Origin of the sequence: Kitasatospora sp. NBC_00374 (assembly GCF_041434935.1) — a bacterium.
Classification (GTDB): domain Bacteria; phylum Actinomycetota; class Actinomycetes; order Streptomycetales; family Streptomycetaceae; genus Kitasatospora.
In genome coordinates, this window is sequence record NZ_CP107964.1 from 1,840,152 (window position 1) to 1,856,061 (window position 15,910).

14 protein-coding genes, 1 pseudogene and 1 riboswitch are annotated in these 15,910 nt (G+C 72.4%); of the genes and pseudogenes, 5 read left to right on the forward strand and 10 right to left on the reverse strand.

Going from position 1 to position 15,910, the window contains the following annotated elements; genetic code table 11:
• The first annotated feature begins 115 nt into the window (after positions 1 to 115).
• Positions 116 to 685: a hypothetical protein gene (locus OG871_RS08135; protein WP_371495457.1), complete on the forward strand. Its 570-nt coding sequence runs from the start codon at positions 116 to 118 to the stop codon at positions 683 to 685.
• 313 nt (positions 686 to 998) lie between these two features.
• The gene (locus OG871_RS08140) at positions 999 to 1,190 is read left to right on the forward strand and encodes a DUF5999 family protein (RefSeq protein WP_033825438.1); all 192 of its coding nucleotides are present in this window, start codon (positions 999 to 1,001) and stop codon (positions 1,188 to 1,190) included.
• An 85-nt stretch (positions 1,191 to 1,275) separates the two neighbouring features.
• Here OG871_RS08140 and gcvP read toward each other — a convergent pair whose 3' ends face one another.
• Complete coding sequence (gene gcvP / locus OG871_RS08145; protein WP_371495459.1) at positions 1,276 to 4,173, reverse strand: aminomethyl-transferring glycine dehydrogenase; 2,898 nt, start codon at positions 4,171 to 4,173, stop codon at positions 1,276 to 1,278.
• A 238-nt stretch (positions 4,174 to 4,411) separates the two neighbouring features.
• Positions 4,412 to 4,517, reverse strand: a riboswitch (glycine riboswitch).
• A gap of 185 nt (positions 4,518 to 4,702) precedes the next feature.
• On the opposite strand from gcvP, the pseudogene OG871_RS08150 reads away from it, so the two are divergent.
• The 3 genes and pseudogenes from OG871_RS08150 to OG871_RS08160 form a co-directional block, all read left to right on the forward strand.
• Positions 4,703 to 5,068 (forward strand): annotated as a pseudogene (locus OG871_RS08150) (PRC-barrel domain-containing protein); the annotation flags it as partial.
• A 39-nt stretch (positions 5,069 to 5,107) separates the two neighbouring features.
• Positions 5,108 to 5,875: a DUF2382 domain-containing protein gene (locus OG871_RS08155; RefSeq protein ID WP_371503240.1), complete on the forward strand. Its 768-nt coding sequence runs from the start codon at positions 5,108 to 5,110 to the stop codon at positions 5,873 to 5,875.
• 185 nt (positions 5,876 to 6,060) lie between these two features.
• Positions 6,061 to 7,539: an MFS transporter gene (locus OG871_RS08160; RefSeq protein ID WP_371495461.1), complete on the forward strand. Its 1,479-nt coding sequence runs from the start codon at positions 6,061 to 6,063 to the stop codon at positions 7,537 to 7,539.
• A 147-nt stretch (positions 7,540 to 7,686) separates the two neighbouring features.
• On the opposite strand, the gene OG871_RS08165 is transcribed toward OG871_RS08160, so the two are convergent.
• The 9 genes from OG871_RS08165 to OG871_RS08205 all read right to left on the reverse strand — a co-directional run bounded on the left by OG871_RS08165 (position 7,687) and on the right by OG871_RS08205 (position 15,835).
• On the reverse strand, positions 7,687 to 9,054 hold the full coding sequence (locus OG871_RS08165; RefSeq protein WP_371495463.1) for a DNA polymerase IV: 1,368 nt from the start codon (positions 9,052 to 9,054) through the stop codon (positions 7,687 to 7,689).
• A gap of 72 nt (positions 9,055 to 9,126) precedes the next feature.
• On the reverse strand, positions 9,127 to 9,825 hold the full coding sequence (locus OG871_RS08170) for a vancomycin high temperature exclusion protein (RefSeq protein WP_371495465.1): 699 nt from the start codon (positions 9,823 to 9,825) through the stop codon (positions 9,127 to 9,129).
• A gap of 157 nt (positions 9,826 to 9,982) precedes the next feature.
• A complete protein-coding gene (locus tag OG871_RS08175; protein ID WP_371495467.1) occupies positions 9,983 to 10,669 on the reverse strand; it encodes a MerR family transcriptional regulator in 687 nt (228 codons plus the stop codon).
• 278 nt (positions 10,670 to 10,947) lie between these two features.
• Positions 10,948 to 11,418, reverse strand: coding sequence for a bifunctional nuclease family protein (locus OG871_RS08180; RefSeq protein ID WP_371495469.1), 471 nt, complete (start codon positions 11,416 to 11,418; stop codon positions 10,948 to 10,950).
• Positions 11,419 to 11,513: 95 nt separating this feature from the next.
• Positions 11,514 to 12,254: a MerR family transcriptional regulator gene (locus OG871_RS08185; RefSeq protein WP_371503241.1), complete on the reverse strand. Its 741-nt coding sequence runs from the start codon at positions 12,252 to 12,254 to the stop codon at positions 11,514 to 11,516.
• 62 nt (positions 12,255 to 12,316) lie between these two features.
• Complete coding sequence (locus tag OG871_RS08190; RefSeq protein ID WP_371495470.1) at positions 12,317 to 13,210, reverse strand: FHA domain-containing protein; 894 nt, start codon at positions 13,208 to 13,210, stop codon at positions 12,317 to 12,319.
• A 181-nt stretch (positions 13,211 to 13,391) separates the two neighbouring features.
• On the reverse strand, positions 13,392 to 14,426 hold the full coding sequence (locus tag OG871_RS08195) for a DUF881 domain-containing protein (RefSeq protein WP_371495472.1): 1,035 nt from the start codon (positions 14,424 to 14,426) through the stop codon (positions 13,392 to 13,394).
• Between the two features lie 12 nt (positions 14,427 to 14,438).
• Positions 14,439 to 14,771, reverse strand: a complete 333-nt coding sequence (locus OG871_RS08200; RefSeq protein ID WP_033825430.1) for a small basic family protein — start codon at positions 14,769 to 14,771, stop codon at positions 14,439 to 14,441.
• Positions 14,768 to 15,835, reverse strand: coding sequence for a DUF881 domain-containing protein (locus OG871_RS08205; protein ID WP_371495474.1), 1,068 nt, complete (start codon positions 15,833 to 15,835; stop codon positions 14,768 to 14,770). Before OG871_RS08205 ends, OG871_RS08200 begins: the two co-directional genes overlap by 4 nt.
• Positions 15,836 to 15,910: the final 75 nt, after the last annotated feature.

Consider the following 15,910-nt stretch of genomic DNA (forward strand, 5'->3'; position numbering starts at 1 on the left):
GCCCGCGCACGCACCGCGATCATGCCCAACCGGACACGGCCCAGGCCCCGCCACATCGACGCCATGCCGGTATGCCGCACTCGCACGCCGATCTCGCACGGAGAGGCGACTCACCATGACTCTGCAGACCCCTCAGCCCCCGCCCGGCGCACTGCGCGCGGTGCTGGCCGCTCTCGACTCCGAGGCCGGGCTCCGACAGCCGGCGGCCTCGGTGCTGCGCCACGGCCCCGGCCCGCTGCAACCCGCGCACCCGCTGGCGGTGTACGTCCTGGAGCGCCCGGGGGCCAGCCCCACCGAGGCCAGGCGGACCGGCTGGCGGTTCCTGATCAAGAACGGGGCGGGCGAGTTCGCGGCCTCGGCCGAGGTGGTCGAAACCCCTGGCGGGCACAGCTTCTCCCACTTCACGGCGGGCCCTTACCTGGACTCCACCCTGCGCGCCCTGCGACAGGCCTGGCAGCTCGCCCACGCCGCGCACTCCCAGCACCAGCCCAGGCTGCTGTCGATGCCGGGCCACTACGCGACGGCACTGTGGCTGCGCAGCCCCGCCCCGGGCGAGGATCTGATCATCCCGCTCGCCCCGGCCCCGGTCGGCGTCACCGCGCACCGGGTGTACCCGGCCGCCGAACTTCTCGCCGCCCTCGACCACTCCCCCGTGGCCGCGCCCGCGCTGCTCGGCCGACCCTGACCCGACATCCCCCGGACGGGCCATCGGGGACTGACCAGTTCGAGTCAGTCCCCGATGGCCCGTCCGGCGCTGTCACCGCCCGCAGGACAACCGGCCGGGTGGAATCGGGCTCCCGCTTGTGGCGCAAGTCACGAAATGGCTGCGCGAGGGTCCCCGGACCCCGACACTGGGAACCAGCACGGAGGACCAGCTGTCCTACCCGTTGCGGAGCCGGTTCACACCAGAGCCGGCCGGCAGGATCCGCCGGCAGGGCGGCGCCCAGGGGGGTGGCCGTGCGGCGGGTGTGGATCGCGAGCGAAGCGAGGGTACAACGATGTGCCAGCACCGTCCTGAGTGTCCTACCGCCGACTCCCCCGACCGCGAGGCGGCCGTCCCCGTGGCGCTCCACCCCGACCAGGGGTGGAGCCTGCTGTGCAACGGCGTCCTGCTCTTCGAGGACACCGGCGAGCTGCTGCCCGACGGTCGGGTGATCGCACCGCACCGGCCGCTCGCCTTCGCCGCCTGACGGCGCCGAGCGGCTCCACCGGAGAACGGAGAACGGGGAGGGCCCCGGAGGATCGATCCTCCGGGGCCCTCCGCCGTCACCGCGCTCAGACGCCGTAGTCGTCCAGCGGCGGGCAGGAGCAGACCAGGTTGCGGTCGCCGTACGCACCGTCGATCCGGCTCACCGGCGGCCAGTACTTGTCGGCCGGGTTGACGCCGGCCGGGAAGACCGCCTCCTGGCGGGTGTAGGCGCGCTCCCAGTCACCGGCCATGGTGGCGGCGGTGTGCGGGGCGTTGCGCAGCGGGTTGTCCTCGGCCGGCCACACGCCGGAGCCGACCTTCTCGATCTCCGCACGGATCTCGATCATCGCGGCGCAGAACCGGTCGATCTCGTGCAGGTCCTCGGACTCGGTGGGCTCGATCATCAGCGTGCCGGCCACCGGGAAGGACATGGTCGGGGCGTGGAAACCGTAGTCGATCAGGCGCTTGGCGATGTCGTCCACGGTCACCCCCGTCTCCTTGGTGAGCGGACGCAGGTCGATGATGCACTCGTGCGCGACCAGGCCGCCGGGGCCGGTGTAGAGCACGGGGTAGTGCGGGGCGAGCCGCTTGGCGATGTAGTTGGCGTTCAGCACCGCCACCTGGGTGGCGCGCTTGAGGCCCTCGCCGCCCATCAGCCGGACGTACGCCCAGGAGATCGGCAGGATCGCGGCCGAGCCCCACGGGGCGGCCGAGATCGGGCCGACGCCGGTGGCCGGGCCGGCCTCGCTCTGCAGCGGGTGGTTGGGCAGGTACGGCGCGAGGTGCGAGCGGACCGCGACCGGGCCGACGCCGGGGCCGCCGCCGCCGTGCGGGATGCAGAAGGTCTTGTGCAGGTTCAGGTGCGAGACGTCCGCGCCGAACTTGCCGGGCTTGGCGAGGCCGACCAGGGCGTTCAGGTTGGCTCCGTCCACGTACACCTGGCCGCCGGCCTCGTGCACGGCCGCGCAGATGTCGGTGATCTGGGTCTCGAACACGCCGTGGGTCGACGGGTAGGTGACCATCAGCACGGCGAGCTGGTCGCGGTGCTGGTCGATCTTGGCCTGCAGGTCGTCGACGTCCACGTCGCCGTCGGTCAGGGTCTTGACGACCACCACCCGCATGCCCGCCATCACCGCGGAGGCCGCGTTGGTGCCGTGCGCGGACGCGGGGATCAGGCAGACGTCGCGCTGGGTGTCGCCGTTGGCCAGGTGGTAGGCGCGGACGGCCAGCAGGCCGGCCAGCTCGCCCTGCGAACCGGCGTTGGGCTGGATCGACACGGCGTCGTAGCCGGTCACCTCGACCAGCTGCTGCTCCAGCTCGCGGATCAGGCTGAGGAAGCCGCCGACCTGCTCGACCGGCGCGAACGGGTGCAGCTGGCCGAACTCCGGCCAGGTCACCGGCTCCATCTCGGTGGTCGCGTTGAGCTTCATGGTGCAGGAGCCCAGCGGGATCATGCCGCGGTCCAGCGCGTAGTCGCGGTCCGACAGGCGGCGCAGGTAGCGCAGCATGGCGGTCTCCGAGCGGTGGCTGTGGAAGACCGGGTGGGTCAGGTACTCGTCCTCGCGCAGCAGGCCGGCCGGCAGCGTGTCGGCGGCCTCGGCGACCTCGGTGTCCTTGAGGCCGAAGGCGGCCCAGACGGCGGCCAGGTGCTCGCGGGTGGTGGTCTCGTCGCAGGAGATCGAGACGGTGTCCGCGTCGGCGGGGAACAGGTTGACACCGGCCTCGGCCGCGGCGGCGACCACCTCGGCGGCGCGCCCGGGGACGCGCGCGGTGACGGTGTCGAAGAACGAGCCGTGGGCGAGCTCCACACCGCCGGCCCGCAGGCCCTCGGCCAGCGCGGCGGCGTAGCGGTGGGTGCGGCGGGCGATGTCGGCCAGGCCGTCCGGGCCGTGGTAGACCGCGTACATCGAGGCCATCACGGCGAGCAGCACCTGGGCGGTGCAGATGTTGCTGGTGGCCTTCTCGCGGCGGATGTGCTGCTCACGGGTCTGCAGCGCCAGCCGGTACGCGCGGTTGCCGTCGGTGTCGACCGAGACGCCGACCAGACGGCCGGGCAGGTTGCGGGCGTAGGGGGCGCGCACGGCCAGGTAGCCGGCGTGCGGGCCGCCGAAGCCCATCGGCACGCCGAAGCGCTGCGAGGTGCCGCAGGCGATGTCGGCGCCCAGCTCGCCCGGGGACTTCAGCAGGGTCAGCGCCAGCAGGTCGGCGGCGACCGCCACGATCGCGCCGAGCCCGTGCGCCTGCTCGATCAGCGGCGCCAGGTCGCGGACCGCGCCGGAGGCGCCGGGGTACTGGAGCAGCACACCGAAGACACCGCGCTCGGCGATCTCGGCCGGGATGCCCTCGGAGAGGTCGGCGACGACCACCTCGACACCGGTCGGCACGGCACGGGTCTCGATCACCGCGACGGTCTGCGGCAGGGTGTCGGCGTCGATCAGGAACACGCCGCCCTTGACCTTGGTGACCCGGCGGGCCAGCGCCATCGCCTCGGCGGCGGCGGTGCCCTCGTCCAGCAGCGAGGAGCCGGAGGTGTCCAGGCCGGTCAGGTCGGAGACCAGGGTCTGGAAGTTGAGCAGCGCCTCCAGGCGGCCCTGGGAGATCTCCGGCTGGTACGGGGTGTAGGCGGTGTACCAGGCCGGGTTCTCCAGCACGTTGCGCAGGATCACCGGCGGGGTGAAGGTGCCGTAGTAGCCCAGCCCGATCATCGAGGTGAACACCTGGTTGCGGGCGGCGAGCTCGCGCAGCTCGGCGAGCACCTGCGCCTCACTGCGGCCGGCCGGCAGGTCCAGCGCGGCCAGGCTCTTGATCGCGTCGGGGACGGCGGCGTCGGACAGCTCGTCCAGCGAGGCGTAGCCGACGTGCGCCAGCATCTTCTGCTGGGCGTCGGCGTCCGGGCCGATGTGACGGGTCTCGAAGGGGCTGGCCTGCTCGAGCTCGGCGAGGGTGGCGTCGCTGCGGCGACCGTTGATCGGCTGGGCGTTCATGGGGGTCGAGGCCTCCTGGTCGATGACCGGCTGGGGTGCGGGCGCCGACCGGCCTTCGCCGCTGGGGACAGCGGGGACCATGAGCGCACGAACCCGACAGGCCTCCCCCTCTGTCATCGGGACCTGAGAGCTTCGCCCGCACGGGCAGGCCGGAGGCCGTCCCGTCGGCTTGCACCGTCGGTGAGGGTGGTGTCGTCGGCTCCTGCGCCGGCGATCCTGCCCTGCTTTCCAGAGTGACCTGTCCCACACGGTACGGGTGCCTGAGAGATTCCGGGGAGGAGTTGCTCCTTCGGCGCCCTGACCACCCGGTTCACCGGGCTCAGGGACTCTCCCGAGCGGGCTCGGCGGTCGCCGCCCAGGGTACCAGCGAGATTCCCGCGGATCACCGGCCCGGGACGAGGGATCGGTCCCCGCCGTGCCCCGGACGGCGGCGCTCGGGTCGCATGCGCCCGATACATGGCTTTTTGTATGAAGTGGCGGCTGGCCAGCTCCTTCAACCGCCCCCTGACGGCCTTTCACAGGAGCAGGAGTGGAGGACAGCGTGCAGACCGATATCGATCCGCGCGACCTGATCGGGCACAAGGCGGTCGACCGGAACGGCGACAAGATCGGTACGGTCGACGAGGTCTATCTCGACGACGCCACCGGTGAGCCCGAGTGGGCAGCCGTGCGGACCGGGATCTTCGGCCGGGACGCCTTCGTCCCGCTGACCACCAGCGAGTTCGCCGGGGACGAGCTGCGAGTCCCCTACGACAAGTCGCTGATCAAGGAGTCCCCGGACTTCGGGGTGGGCCAGCACCTCTCCCCCGCCCAGGAGCTGCAGCTCTACCGGTACTACGGCCTGGACGCGGGCAGCGCCGCGCCGCCGGCCTCGGCCACCAACGGTTCGGCGGCCGCGGCCGCCGCAGCGGCGGCCGGCGACCGGAGCAAGGACCTGGACTTCGGCAAGGTCTCCTCGGCACCGGCGCCGGCGACCTCGCCCGAGGGGCAGACCATGATGACAACCCCCGCCTTCACCTCGGCGCCGCCGCCCGCCGCGCCGATGGCCGCCCCGACGCCCGCCCATCCGGACGACTCGTCCACCGTGCAGCGCCCCGCTCCGCAGCCGGCGCCGCAGCACACCCCGTACGCCACGCAGAACCACCCCCAGCCGATGCAGGTGGCCGAGACCCGGCAGCCCACCACGGAGCAGCCTGCCGTCGAGCAGCCCACCGGGCCCGCCGCGAGCGCGCCGAGCGCGCCGGTGGAGATCACCTGCCGGGAGGAGCGGCTGGACATCACCACCCAGTGGCACGTGCTCGGCACCGCACGGCTGCGCAAGTACGTCACCAGCGAGCCGGTGGAGCGCAAGGTGCCGGTGGTCCGTGAGCGGGTCCGGGTGGAGCGGGTGCCCGTCACCGACGCGGAGCGGGCCTCGCTGACCGAGCAGGACATCTCCGAGGGCATGGAGGAGGTCACCCTGCGCGAGGAGCGGCCGGTGGTCCGCAAGTACCTGGCGCCGATCGAGCGGGTGCGCCTGGTGGTGGAGCGCTACACCGAGGAGACGGTGATCCGCGAGGAGCTCCGCCGCGAACAGGTGGAGATCCACGACAGCACCGCCGGCTCCCCGGGCGGGCAGTCCAACGGCACGGCGCAGCGGTCCGCGCCGGGCTCCGGGCCGATGACGGACACGCTGCGGCCGGAGCCGCTGCGGCCGTCCTGAGCCGGGCCCACCGGCGTCTCCCGGCCCTGTCCCCGCCGTCGCGGGGGCGGGGCCTCCGCTTTGCCAAAGCTTCACCGATCGATATTTGACACACTGAACTATTTACCGGCATGGTTACTTCATTCGATTCACTATCTCGTGCTTGAAGCACTCCGCTTCGAGCAGCCAGAACCGGAGGAAGAACCGTGAGTGAGGCATCTCAGCCCACCATCACGGCCGACAAGCCGACCAGTGCCCGGGTGCTCCCCGCCCTGGTGCTGGCCATGCTGGCGTTCAGCGTGGTGCAGACCGCAGTCGTCCCGATCCTGCCCTCGCTGGCCAAGGAGCTGAACGTCTCCGGGTCCAACATCACCTGGCTGATGACGGCCAACCTGCTCTCGGCCGCCGTCCTGACCCCGCTGCTCGGCCGCTTCGGCGACCTGCGCGGCCGCAAGCCGATGCTGCTGGTCTCGCTGGCCGGCCTGGTGGCCGGCTCCGCGCTCGCGGTCGGCACCCACTCCTTCACCTGGCTGGTCGTCGCCCGCGTCCTCCAGGGCGCCGGCGGTGGCGTGCTGCCGCTGGCCATCAGCATCGTGCGTGACGAGCTCCCCCGGGAGAAGGTCACCGGCGGAGTCGCGATGATCAGCGCCTCGATGGGCGTCGGCAGCGGCCTCGGCCTGGTCGCCACCGGCCTGCTGCTGGAGCACTGGAGCTACAAGTCCATCTTCTGGATGGGCCTGGTCTTCGGCCTGATCGCGGCCGCGCTGGTCGCCCTGCGGGTGCCCAAGGACCCGGTGATCGACAAGGACGGCGGCGCGGACCCGCTCGGCGCCCTCACCCTGGCCGGCTGGCTCTCCGCCCTGCTCGTCGCCGTCAGCCAGGGCAACAACTGGGGCTGGACCTCCAACCGCACCCTCGGCCTGTTCGCCGTCGCCGCCGTGGTCGCCCTGGTCTGGATCATCATCGAGACCAAGGTCAGCCACCCGCTGGTCGACATGAAGATGATGTCCCGCCCGGCCGTCGCCTTCACCAACATCTCCGGCCTGCTGATCGGCTTCGGGATGTACGGCTCCTTCCTGGTCATCAGCAACTTCGCCCAGACCCCGGAGAAGCTCGCCCACTACGGGTTCACCGCCACCGTGCTGCACGCCGGTGTGATGCTGCTGCCCTCCGCCGTCGGTTCGATGATCGCCGCCCCGGTCGGCGCACTGCTCATCGCCCGCCGCGGCCCCCGGCTGCCGCTGGTCCTCGGCGGCGTGCTCGGCGCCGTCGCGATGGCCTACCTCGCCCTGCGCCACGGCCAGGAGGCCGACCTCTACCTCTCCTCCGCGGTCTTCGGCCTCGGCGTCGGCCTCGCCTACGCCGCCATGCCGGCCTACATCAACGGCGCCGTGCCGGTCGAGCAGAGCGGCATCGCCAACGGCATGAACGCAGTGCTGCGCACCGTCGGCGGCGCCGTCGGCACCGCCGTGATGGGGGCCATCCTGACCGGCGACACCATCAAGAACCTGCCGATCCCGGTGCTGCTGCCCACCCTGGACGCGTACAAGCACGCCTTCTGGACGGCCGCCGTGATGTGCCTGGTCGCCGCCGCCGTACCGTTCGCCATCCGCCGGATCAAGCCGGTCGCCGCCCCCGTCGAGGCGGCCGCCACCAGCCCCGAGCCGGCCAAGACCGACGCCTGACGAGGCGTCCACCCTCGCGGCCCGGGACAGGCCGCGAGGAGACCGGGCCCCGGCGGTCGACGAGGGCATCGCGACCGCCCCGGCCCGGCCCGGCAGACGGCTCCGCACCTGGGACGGGTGCGGGGCCGTTGTCGTACCCGCACCCGCTCAGCGCAGCGGTACGGCCCCGGACGGCCGGAGCTCCGGATCCTCGATCGCGAACGTGCGCACCCGGCCCGGCGGGCTGTCCGGCGTCTCGAACCGGACCGTCACCCGGCCCACCCCGCTGCCCTGCACCCATCCCGCGCCGTACCGCTCGTGCGTCACGTCCTGGCCCGGCCACCAGCGCCGCACCGCCGGGACCTCCGGCTCGGCCACCGGGGCAGGCCCGGCCTCGGGCCGCTGCTCCTCCTCCCCCTGCGCCTCGGCGGCCTCCCGGACGGCCTGCGCGAACAGGTCCTCCTGGGTGTAGTCCGCGAGCTGCGAGACACCCACCCCGAGCAGGCGCACGCCGCCCGTGGTGTCCACCTGCAGGGCGAGCCGGCGGGCGGTGGCGGCGATCACCTCCTCGTCGTCGGTCGGGCCGCGCAGCGTCTCCGACCGGGTGAGGGTGGAGAAGTCGAAGCGGCGGACCTTCAGCACCACCGTGCGGCCCGATCGGCCGGCCGCGCGCAGCCGGCGCACACACCGGGCCGCCAGCACGTCGATCTCGTGCATGATCCGGTCCCGGTCCGCGAGATCGACCTCGAAGGTGTCCTCCACCGAGACCGATTTGGCGTCCCGGTCCGGCACCACCGGGCGCTCGTCGATCCCTATCGACATCTGGAACACCCCCGCCCCGTGCGCCCGGCCGAGCAGCTGCACCAGCTCCTCCGGCCCGGCCGCCGCCAGGTCGGCGACCGTGGTCAGCCCCACCCGGCGCAGCGCCTGCTCGGTGGCCGGGCCGATCCCCGGCAGCGCCCGGACCGGCATCGGGCTGAGCACCGCCTGCTCCGAGCCGATCTCCACCAGCACCAGCCCGTCCGGCTTGGCCTGCTCCGAGGCGATCTTGGCCATCAGCTTGGAGCCGGCCGCGCCGACCGAGGCCGTCAGCCCCGTCCGCTCCAGGATGTCCGCCCGCAGGTCCTCGGCCAGTGCCAGGACGAGCCGGGCCCCCTCGGCCGGCCCGGCCTGCGCCAGTGCCGGACCGTACGGGCCCGCCTCCAGGTCGACGAAGGCCTCGTCCAGGCTGAGCGGCTCGACCAGCGGAGAGCGCTCCCTCAGCAGGCCCATCACGATGTCGCTGGCCCACCGGTACGCGTCGAAACGACCGGTCAGGAACGCCGCGTTCGGGCAGAGCCGGCGGGCCTGCGCCATCGGCATCGCCGAGTGCACCCCGAACCTGCGGGCCTCGTAGGAGGCCGTCGAGACCACCCCCCGGCCGCCGAGCCCGCCCACCACCACCGGCTTGCCGCGCAGGCTGGGCTTGGCCGCCTGCTCCACCGCGGCGAAGAAGGCGTCCATGTCGAGGTGGATGATGCTCGGCACTGTCCGCACCCGTCGATCATCCCGCAGGGGTCTGACATCCCGTTCGAGCGACGGGCCCCGCCCCGGTCGAGCCGCGCCGGATCAGCGCGCCGCCGCGTCCGCCAGCGCCCGGGTGACACCGGCCTCGTGCGGGCCGAGGAACTGCGGGTCCGGACGCAGCCAGGCGTCCAGCAGCGCCTTGCCCGCACCGGGGATCTCCCGCAGGCCGCCGTAGTACCACGTGGCGTTGTGGCCCTCGTCGACGCCGACGGCGTACGAGTCGATGCCCGCCGCCTCGCAGAGCGCCAGCGCCCGGCGGACGTGGAAGGTCTGACTGACCAGCACGGCCCGGTCGACCCCGAAGATCTGACGCGCCCTGGTGCAGGAGTCCCAGGTGTCGAAGCCCGCGTAGTCGCCGACCACCCGGACCTCCGGCACGCCGCGCTGGATCAGGTAGTGCCGCATCGCGTCCGGCTCGTCGTAGTCCTTGCTGCCGTTGTCGCCGGTCACCAGGATCGCCTGCACCTTGTGCTGCTGATACAGCGCCAGCGCGGCGTCCAGGCGGTGCGCCAGGTACGGCGAGGGCTCGCCCTCGAACAGGCCGGCGCCGAAGACCACCGCGACCGGCGCCGACGGTGCGCTCCCCACCGACCCCACCCGGCCCCCGTCGTCCAGCCGGAGCCAGGTGCTGGGGGCCAGCGCCAGCACGGTGAACAGGACGGCCGCGTGGAACCAGCAGCGCTGCCCGCGCCTGCTGCCGACTCCCGGTACCCGAAGCATCCGACGCACCCGGCTGCGCATGCCGCCCCCCTTGGCCTTGATCGATTCCACCCGTCCCGACGTGCCGAAGGGCCCGGACGGTTCCCCGTCCGGGCCCTTGGTTGCCGTCCTGTAGCCCACCCGGCACGGACCGTCCCGCACACCCCGCGGGTACCTGGTCGGCCGGGGCGGCCGGATGTCAGCCGGCGCGGTTGCGCCGCTGCGCGAGCTCGTCCGCCGGGTCGTGGCCGACCATGGTCTCACCGGTGTCGGTCCGCTCCCCGTGCAGTCGCCCCAGGGCCGCCTCCAGCTCCTTGCCGACGGCGCCGACGGCGATACCGAACATGCCCTGGCCACCGCCGAGCAGGTCGACCACCTGCTGCGGGGAGGTGCACTCGTAGACCGTCGCGCCGTCGCACATCAGCGTGAGCCCGGCGAAGTCGGCGGGTTCGGCGGACTGCAGGTGGCTGACGGCGACCCGGATGTTCTGCAGCGACACCCCGGCGTCCAGCAGCCGCTTGACGATCTTCAGCAGCAGGATGTCGCGGAAGCTGTACAGGCGCTGGGCGCCGGCCGGGTACGCGGACCGCACGCTGGGCTCCAGCAGGCCCGTGCGCGCCCAGTAGTCCAGCTGCCGGTAGGTGATCCCGGCGGCCGCGCAGGCCGTCGGGCCGCGGTAGCCGAGCAGCGCCGAGGTCGGGGCGAGGCGCTCGATCGCGGGCTGACCCGCCTGCACGGCGGGGAACCGGCCCACCCGGGGCCGCTCGGAATCCAGGGTCTCGACCGCATCGGCACCCCGGGGGGGCGCCAGCAGGCCGCGGGCGCTGCGCGGGAGGTGCACGGCGCACAGGCTCCCGGCAGCCAGGTCATCGCCGGTGCCGCTCATGCCAACCTCCGTCCACTGCTGCTGCGGGCCGTCCGGGCCCCGGGTGGCCCGACGAACCGGAGCCATCCCTGACGGTAAGCAGTCGCCAGAGACCCGTCAACGATCGCCACGCCGGACGTCACCGCCAATGTCACTCCACCGAGTGGTTTTCCGTACCCTCAGTGTGGGCATTTGCGGGGGCTCGGCCCTGCGCAACTTGCGGACGTCTCCGGCCGGAGATAAAGAACCGGCCGAGCTCCGAGCAGTCGTCGGCCCGCAGACAGACCGACGGGGCACGCCTACTGCTGCCCGCCGAAGTCCTCCGGCGAGACCTGGTCGAGGAACTCGCGGAACTTCTCCACCTCGTCCTCCTGCTCGTCCGGGATCGAGATGCCCGCCTCGGCCAGCACTTCCTCGCTGCCGTAGATCGGCGTACCGGTCCGCAGGGCCAGCGCTATCGCGTCGGACGGGCGCGCACTCACCTCCACGCCGCCTGCGAAGACCAGCTCGGCGTAGAACACGCCCTCACGGAGGTCGTTGATCCGCACTTCGGTGAGCTGGTGCCCCAGTGCGTCCAGCACGTCCTTGAAAAGGTCGTGCGTCAGCGGCCGCGCCGGCGTCATGCCCTGCTGGGCGAAGGCGATCGCGGTCGCCTCTCCCGGTCCGATCCAGATCGGCAGATACCGATCGCCCCCGACCTCCCGCAGCAGCACGATCGGCTGGTTGGACGGCATCTCCACCCGGACACCCACGACGTCGAGCTCATTCACATTCGCAACCCTATGGCCCACACCGCCGATATGAAAGCGCAGCCGGTCGGCCCCGGCCGATTCCGGCCGTACCGGGCCCTCGTTCGGCGGCCGTCCTACGGCTTCGGACGTAGCCCGGCCTGCACCATTGCCGCGTGCAGGCGTACCGAGAGGGTCGCCAGCTCCCGCGCGGTGGCCTCCGCGTGCGCCCGGGTCTGCGGGTTGCGGTGACGGCGCAGCGGGGCGACCACCTGTTCGACCAGGGCCACCTCACGGTCCGCCGCCGCCTTCATCGCCCGCAGGTGCCGGGGCTCCAGGCCGTACCGGCCCAGCTCCGCCACCAACCGGGCGATCTGCAGGGTCTCGCCGTCGAACCCGCCGTCCGAACCCGCCGCGACCAGCCCGTAGGCCTCCCACTCGGCCAGCTCGCGCTCGCTCGACTCGGCGGCTGCCAGCAGCTCCGCCCGGCCCAGCCTGACCCCGGCGGTCGGGTAGCCGGCGACCAGCTCGCGGTCGGCCTCCTCAAGGGGCCCGGGCCGGTTGTCCGGCGCAGGAAGGGCCGGGGGCTGCTCGCCCCGCTCCATGGCGTCCAGATGCTCGCGGATCACCCGCAGCGGCAGGTAGTGGTCGCGCTGCATGCGCAGCACGTACGCCAGCCGTTCGAGGTCCGCCGGGCTGAACTTCCGGTAGCCCGAGGGGGTCCGCTTGGGCTCCACCAGGCCCTCCGCCTCCAGGAAGCGGATCTTGGAGATGGTGACCTCGGGGAAGTCGTCCCTGAGGTGGGCCAGCACGGCGCCGATGCTCAGCAGGTCGTCGCCCCGCCGCCGCACCTCGCCCGTGCGCCGGGAGGCGGGCACGGGTGAGGATCCGAGGAGGGTGGGAGTGTTAGCGGTCACTCGGGCTCCAGCCGAAGTCGTGGTCAGTACCCCCGGTGGTGACTGGCGAAGAACACCAGCCGGTACTTGCCGATCTGCACCTCGTCGCCGTTGTTGAGCGCGACCTCCTCGATCCGCTCCCGGTTGACGTAGGTGCCGTTCAGGCTGCCCACGTCGGCCACCGTGAAGCCGCCGTCCTGACGGCGGCGGAACTCCACGTGCCGGCGCGAGACCGTGACGTCGTCCAGGAAGATGTCGCCCTGCGGGTGACGCCCGGCCTCGGTGATGTCGGAGTCCAGCAGGAAGCGGCTGCCCGAGTTCGGGCCGCGCTGGACGATCAGCAGGGCCGAGCCCGGCGGCAGCGCGTCGATGGCCGCGAGCACCTCGGGCGACAGCGCCGGAGTGGCGCCGGTGCCGGTGGCGTTGGGGTCGTAGGACTCCAGGCCGGAGATCGTGATGGTCGAGGTGGTCTCGGCCGCACCCTCGGGGTGCGCGCCCGCCCGCAGCGGAGTTCCGCAGTTGGAGCAGAACCTGGCCGTGGCGGCGTTCTGGTTGCCGCAGCGGGGACACGGGGAGGAGCCGGCCATGTTCACTGCCTCCTGGCGCGGCACACCCGACTGGACGTGCCCGGCATAGGGGTCCGGGGCGAACCCTCCACCAGAGGTTGAGGGTCCTGTCGGGAAACCTATGCGCGGCGCGCCCGTGGAATCAACCGACGCGCCGTACGCCGTGCCGAAGCCTTCGGTGGAGATACCGGCGCCCTGAGTCGCGTTGTCGTCGCGGTAGAGCGGACGCTGCGCGTACTGGTCCGCATCCGGCGCGGGGCGCATCCCCGGCACACCGGACTCCTCGTCGGCCCGGCGGTGGCGCGCGGTGGGCGCCTCGACCGCCGCGTCGCGACGATTGCTGCGGCCGAAGAGCTTTGCGAAGAAACTCACGGGCGAATCCCCTTGTGTGTGACAGACCCGCCCGCGGGGCAGGGTGAGAGGCTCGGACCGGACGTGCACCCGAAATCGGGCAGGTACCGAGCGTGTGCTGTGTCCCAGTGTGACCGACCGTCGGCGGACAGCCGCCACCGGGTCCTGGCGGGAGTTGACGGGCCGTCCGAAATCCGCCCCGTCACTTCGCCGCCGGCTTGCCGTACTGCAGTTGCCCGGGCGCGGCGAGAGCGTCGACGACGACCTTCTGCTGCTGGGTGATCGTGGCGCGCGCCTGGTGGTTCTCCAGCGTCCGCACCACACCACCCGGAATGTTCAGGGCAGGGGTCAGGTCCTGCGGGTTGCCGACCACGGTGAAACGGAACGGCTGCGACACGGCCTTGCCGTCGATCTGCACACCGCCCGACGCCCCGTCGGTGAAATAGGTACCGGCCACCACTCGAACATCGTTGATCTGAATCGCCTCCGCCCCCGCCGCTCGCAGTTCCTGCAGGGTGTCAAGCAGCATATCTGCCTTCACCTGCCCTTGGGGATCATCGATGGTCAGCACGATCCCCGGCCCGGTCGCCCGGACCGTACCTGCCAGAACACCCAATTCCGCGCTCTTCTTCCTGGTCTGCTCCTGAGCCTCCTTGGCCTGGTTGGAGCTGTTCTCCAACTGCGCCATCGACTGCTCGAGCTGCGTCTTCTCCTGCTGGAGACGCTGCTGACGGCTGTCCAGTTCGTCGAGGATGCGGACAAGATCCTCCTGCCGTGCGCCGCGCAGCTGATCATGGTCGTTGGTCGACCGGACCTGGATGGCCAGCGCGAGCCCGAGCGAGAACAGCAGCACCGCCACCACCAGCTGCCCCCGGGAGATCCGCGGCGGCCACAGGGCGGCCCGCATCCGCCGCCGGCCGTCGGCGGGCGGCGCGGAGGCGGTTCTCTCCCCGCTCGCCTCGGACACCTGCGCGACGGACGCCTCCGCGGCGGGCACCGGCTCGGTGGGCACCGGCTCGGGCTGCGCCGCAGGCCCGGCCTCGGGCGCGGCTGCGGCGGGCTCCTGTGCCGTCGGCTCCTCGACCGGCTCACTCCGAGGCGCGGCCTCGGGCTTCGCCGGCTCACGGTCCTGCTGCTCCTGCAAGGGCCTGTCGGCGGCCTGCTCGGGCACCCCGGCGGTGTCCGGCTCGTCCTCGGGCAGGTCGGGTCGCATGTCGGGCTTGTCGTCCTTGTCCACGCCTTGCGCTCCCTACGCCCTGAACACGTGCCGGCGGATGGCCGCCGCGTTGGAGAAGATCCGGATACCGAGCACGACCACCACACCGGTGGACAGCTGCGATCCGACACCGAGCTGGTCGCCGAGGAAGACGATCAGCGCCGCGACGACCACGTTCGAGAGGAAGGAGACCACGAACACCTTGTCGTTGAAGATCCCGTCCAGCATCGCCCGTACACCACCGAACACGGCGTCCAGCGCCGCCACCACCGCGATCGGCAGGTAGGGCACCACGGCGTCGGGGACCTCGGGCTGTACGAAGAGGCCGACGACCACGCCGATCACGAGACCCAGTACGGCAATCACGGTGTTGGAACTCCTGTCCCTGCGGTGGACGATGCGGTGGCGTTCTTGGTGCCCGACGGCTTGGGGCTCCGCGTGGGCTTCGCCGCGGAGGACGACGCGGACGGCGCCGAGGGGGACGGTGACACGGGCGCGGACGGCGAGGGCTCGGACGGCGAGGGCGAGGGGGACGGCGACGCGGTCTCGGGCGTGTCCGGCCGGGCGAACCGGAGTGTGACGCCCAGGGCCGCCGGCAGCTGCAGGTTCTTCTGCACCGAGATGCTCGACTTGATGCCGTAGCTGTCCTGGATGATCCTCAGGTAGCGGCCGGCCTGGTTGTCCTGGAAGGCCTGGCTGAGCTGCTTGCCGTCGCCGATCGCCAGCACCGTGTACGGCGGCACCAGCGGCCGGTTGTCGACCAGGATGGCGTCGCCCGCCGCCCTGATCGCGGACAGCGCGGTGAGCCGCTGTCCGTTGACCGCGACGGCCTCCGCGCCCGCCTGCCAGAGGCCGTTCACGACGAGCTGCAGATCGTGGTCCCTGAGGCGCCCGGAGTTGCGGAAACCCTCGGCCTCGCGCGGGTTGCTGATGTTGCCGCCACCGTTGGTGCTGCTCGCATCCTCGATGACCAGCTTCACCCCGGGTCCGCTGATCTCACCCGTCCCGGTCTCGGCCGCCAGCGCGCCCAGTCCGCCGTCGTCCCCGGCCCGGAGGGCGTCCTGCTGGGTGGTCTCGACCTTGTCGCGCAGCTGCCCGACCTGCTTCTGCAGACCGTCCGCCGCGCCGGTGGCGTCCTTGATCCGGTGGACCAGTGCGTCGCGCTCCTTGGCCAGCGTCGGTTCGGCCTCGTGCGAGGTCACCGCACCCACCGTGACGACGGTCGCGGCCAGCGCCAGCCCGAGTGCCAGGGTGAGCCGGCCCCGCAGGGTGGAGGGCAGGCGGCTGGTCCCCTCCATGCCGCTGGCCCTGGCAGCCTCGGCGTAGCCGTCGTCCAGGCTGTGGTCCATCACCGTGGTCAGCAGGGACATCGAGGCGTCCGGACGGGCGAAGCGTCCGTCCCGGTCACTCGGCGTCGGCGTTGCTGGCATGCGGGACATCGTCCCATGTGCCCGACCGGGCGTACGACCTACCCCCACATGGCGGATGGGAATCAGGACCGGATC

Coding starts and splice junctions, on each gene's coding strand:
- OG871_RS08135 (WP_371495457.1), top strand. CDS start 116: ATGACTCTGCAGACCCCTCAGCCCCCGCCCGGCGCACTGCGCGCGGTG.
- OG871_RS08170 (WP_371495465.1), bottom strand. CDS start 9,825: ATGCGCAGCCGGGTGCGTCGGATGCTTCGGGTACCGGGAGTCGGCAGC.
- OG871_RS08175 (WP_371495467.1), bottom strand. CDS start 10,669: ATGAGCGGCACCGGCGATGACCTGGCTGCCGGGAGCCTGTGCGCCGTG.
- OG871_RS08140 (WP_033825438.1), top strand. CDS start 999: ATGTGCCAGCACCGTCCTGAGTGTCCTACCGCCGACTCCCCCGACCGC.
- OG871_RS08205 (WP_371495474.1), bottom strand. CDS start 15,835: ATGCCAGCAACGCCGACGCCGAGTGACCGGGACGGACGCTTCGCCCGT.
- gcvP (WP_371495459.1), bottom strand. CDS start 4,173: ATGAACGCCCAGCCGATCAACGGTCGCCGCAGCGACGCCACCCTCGCC.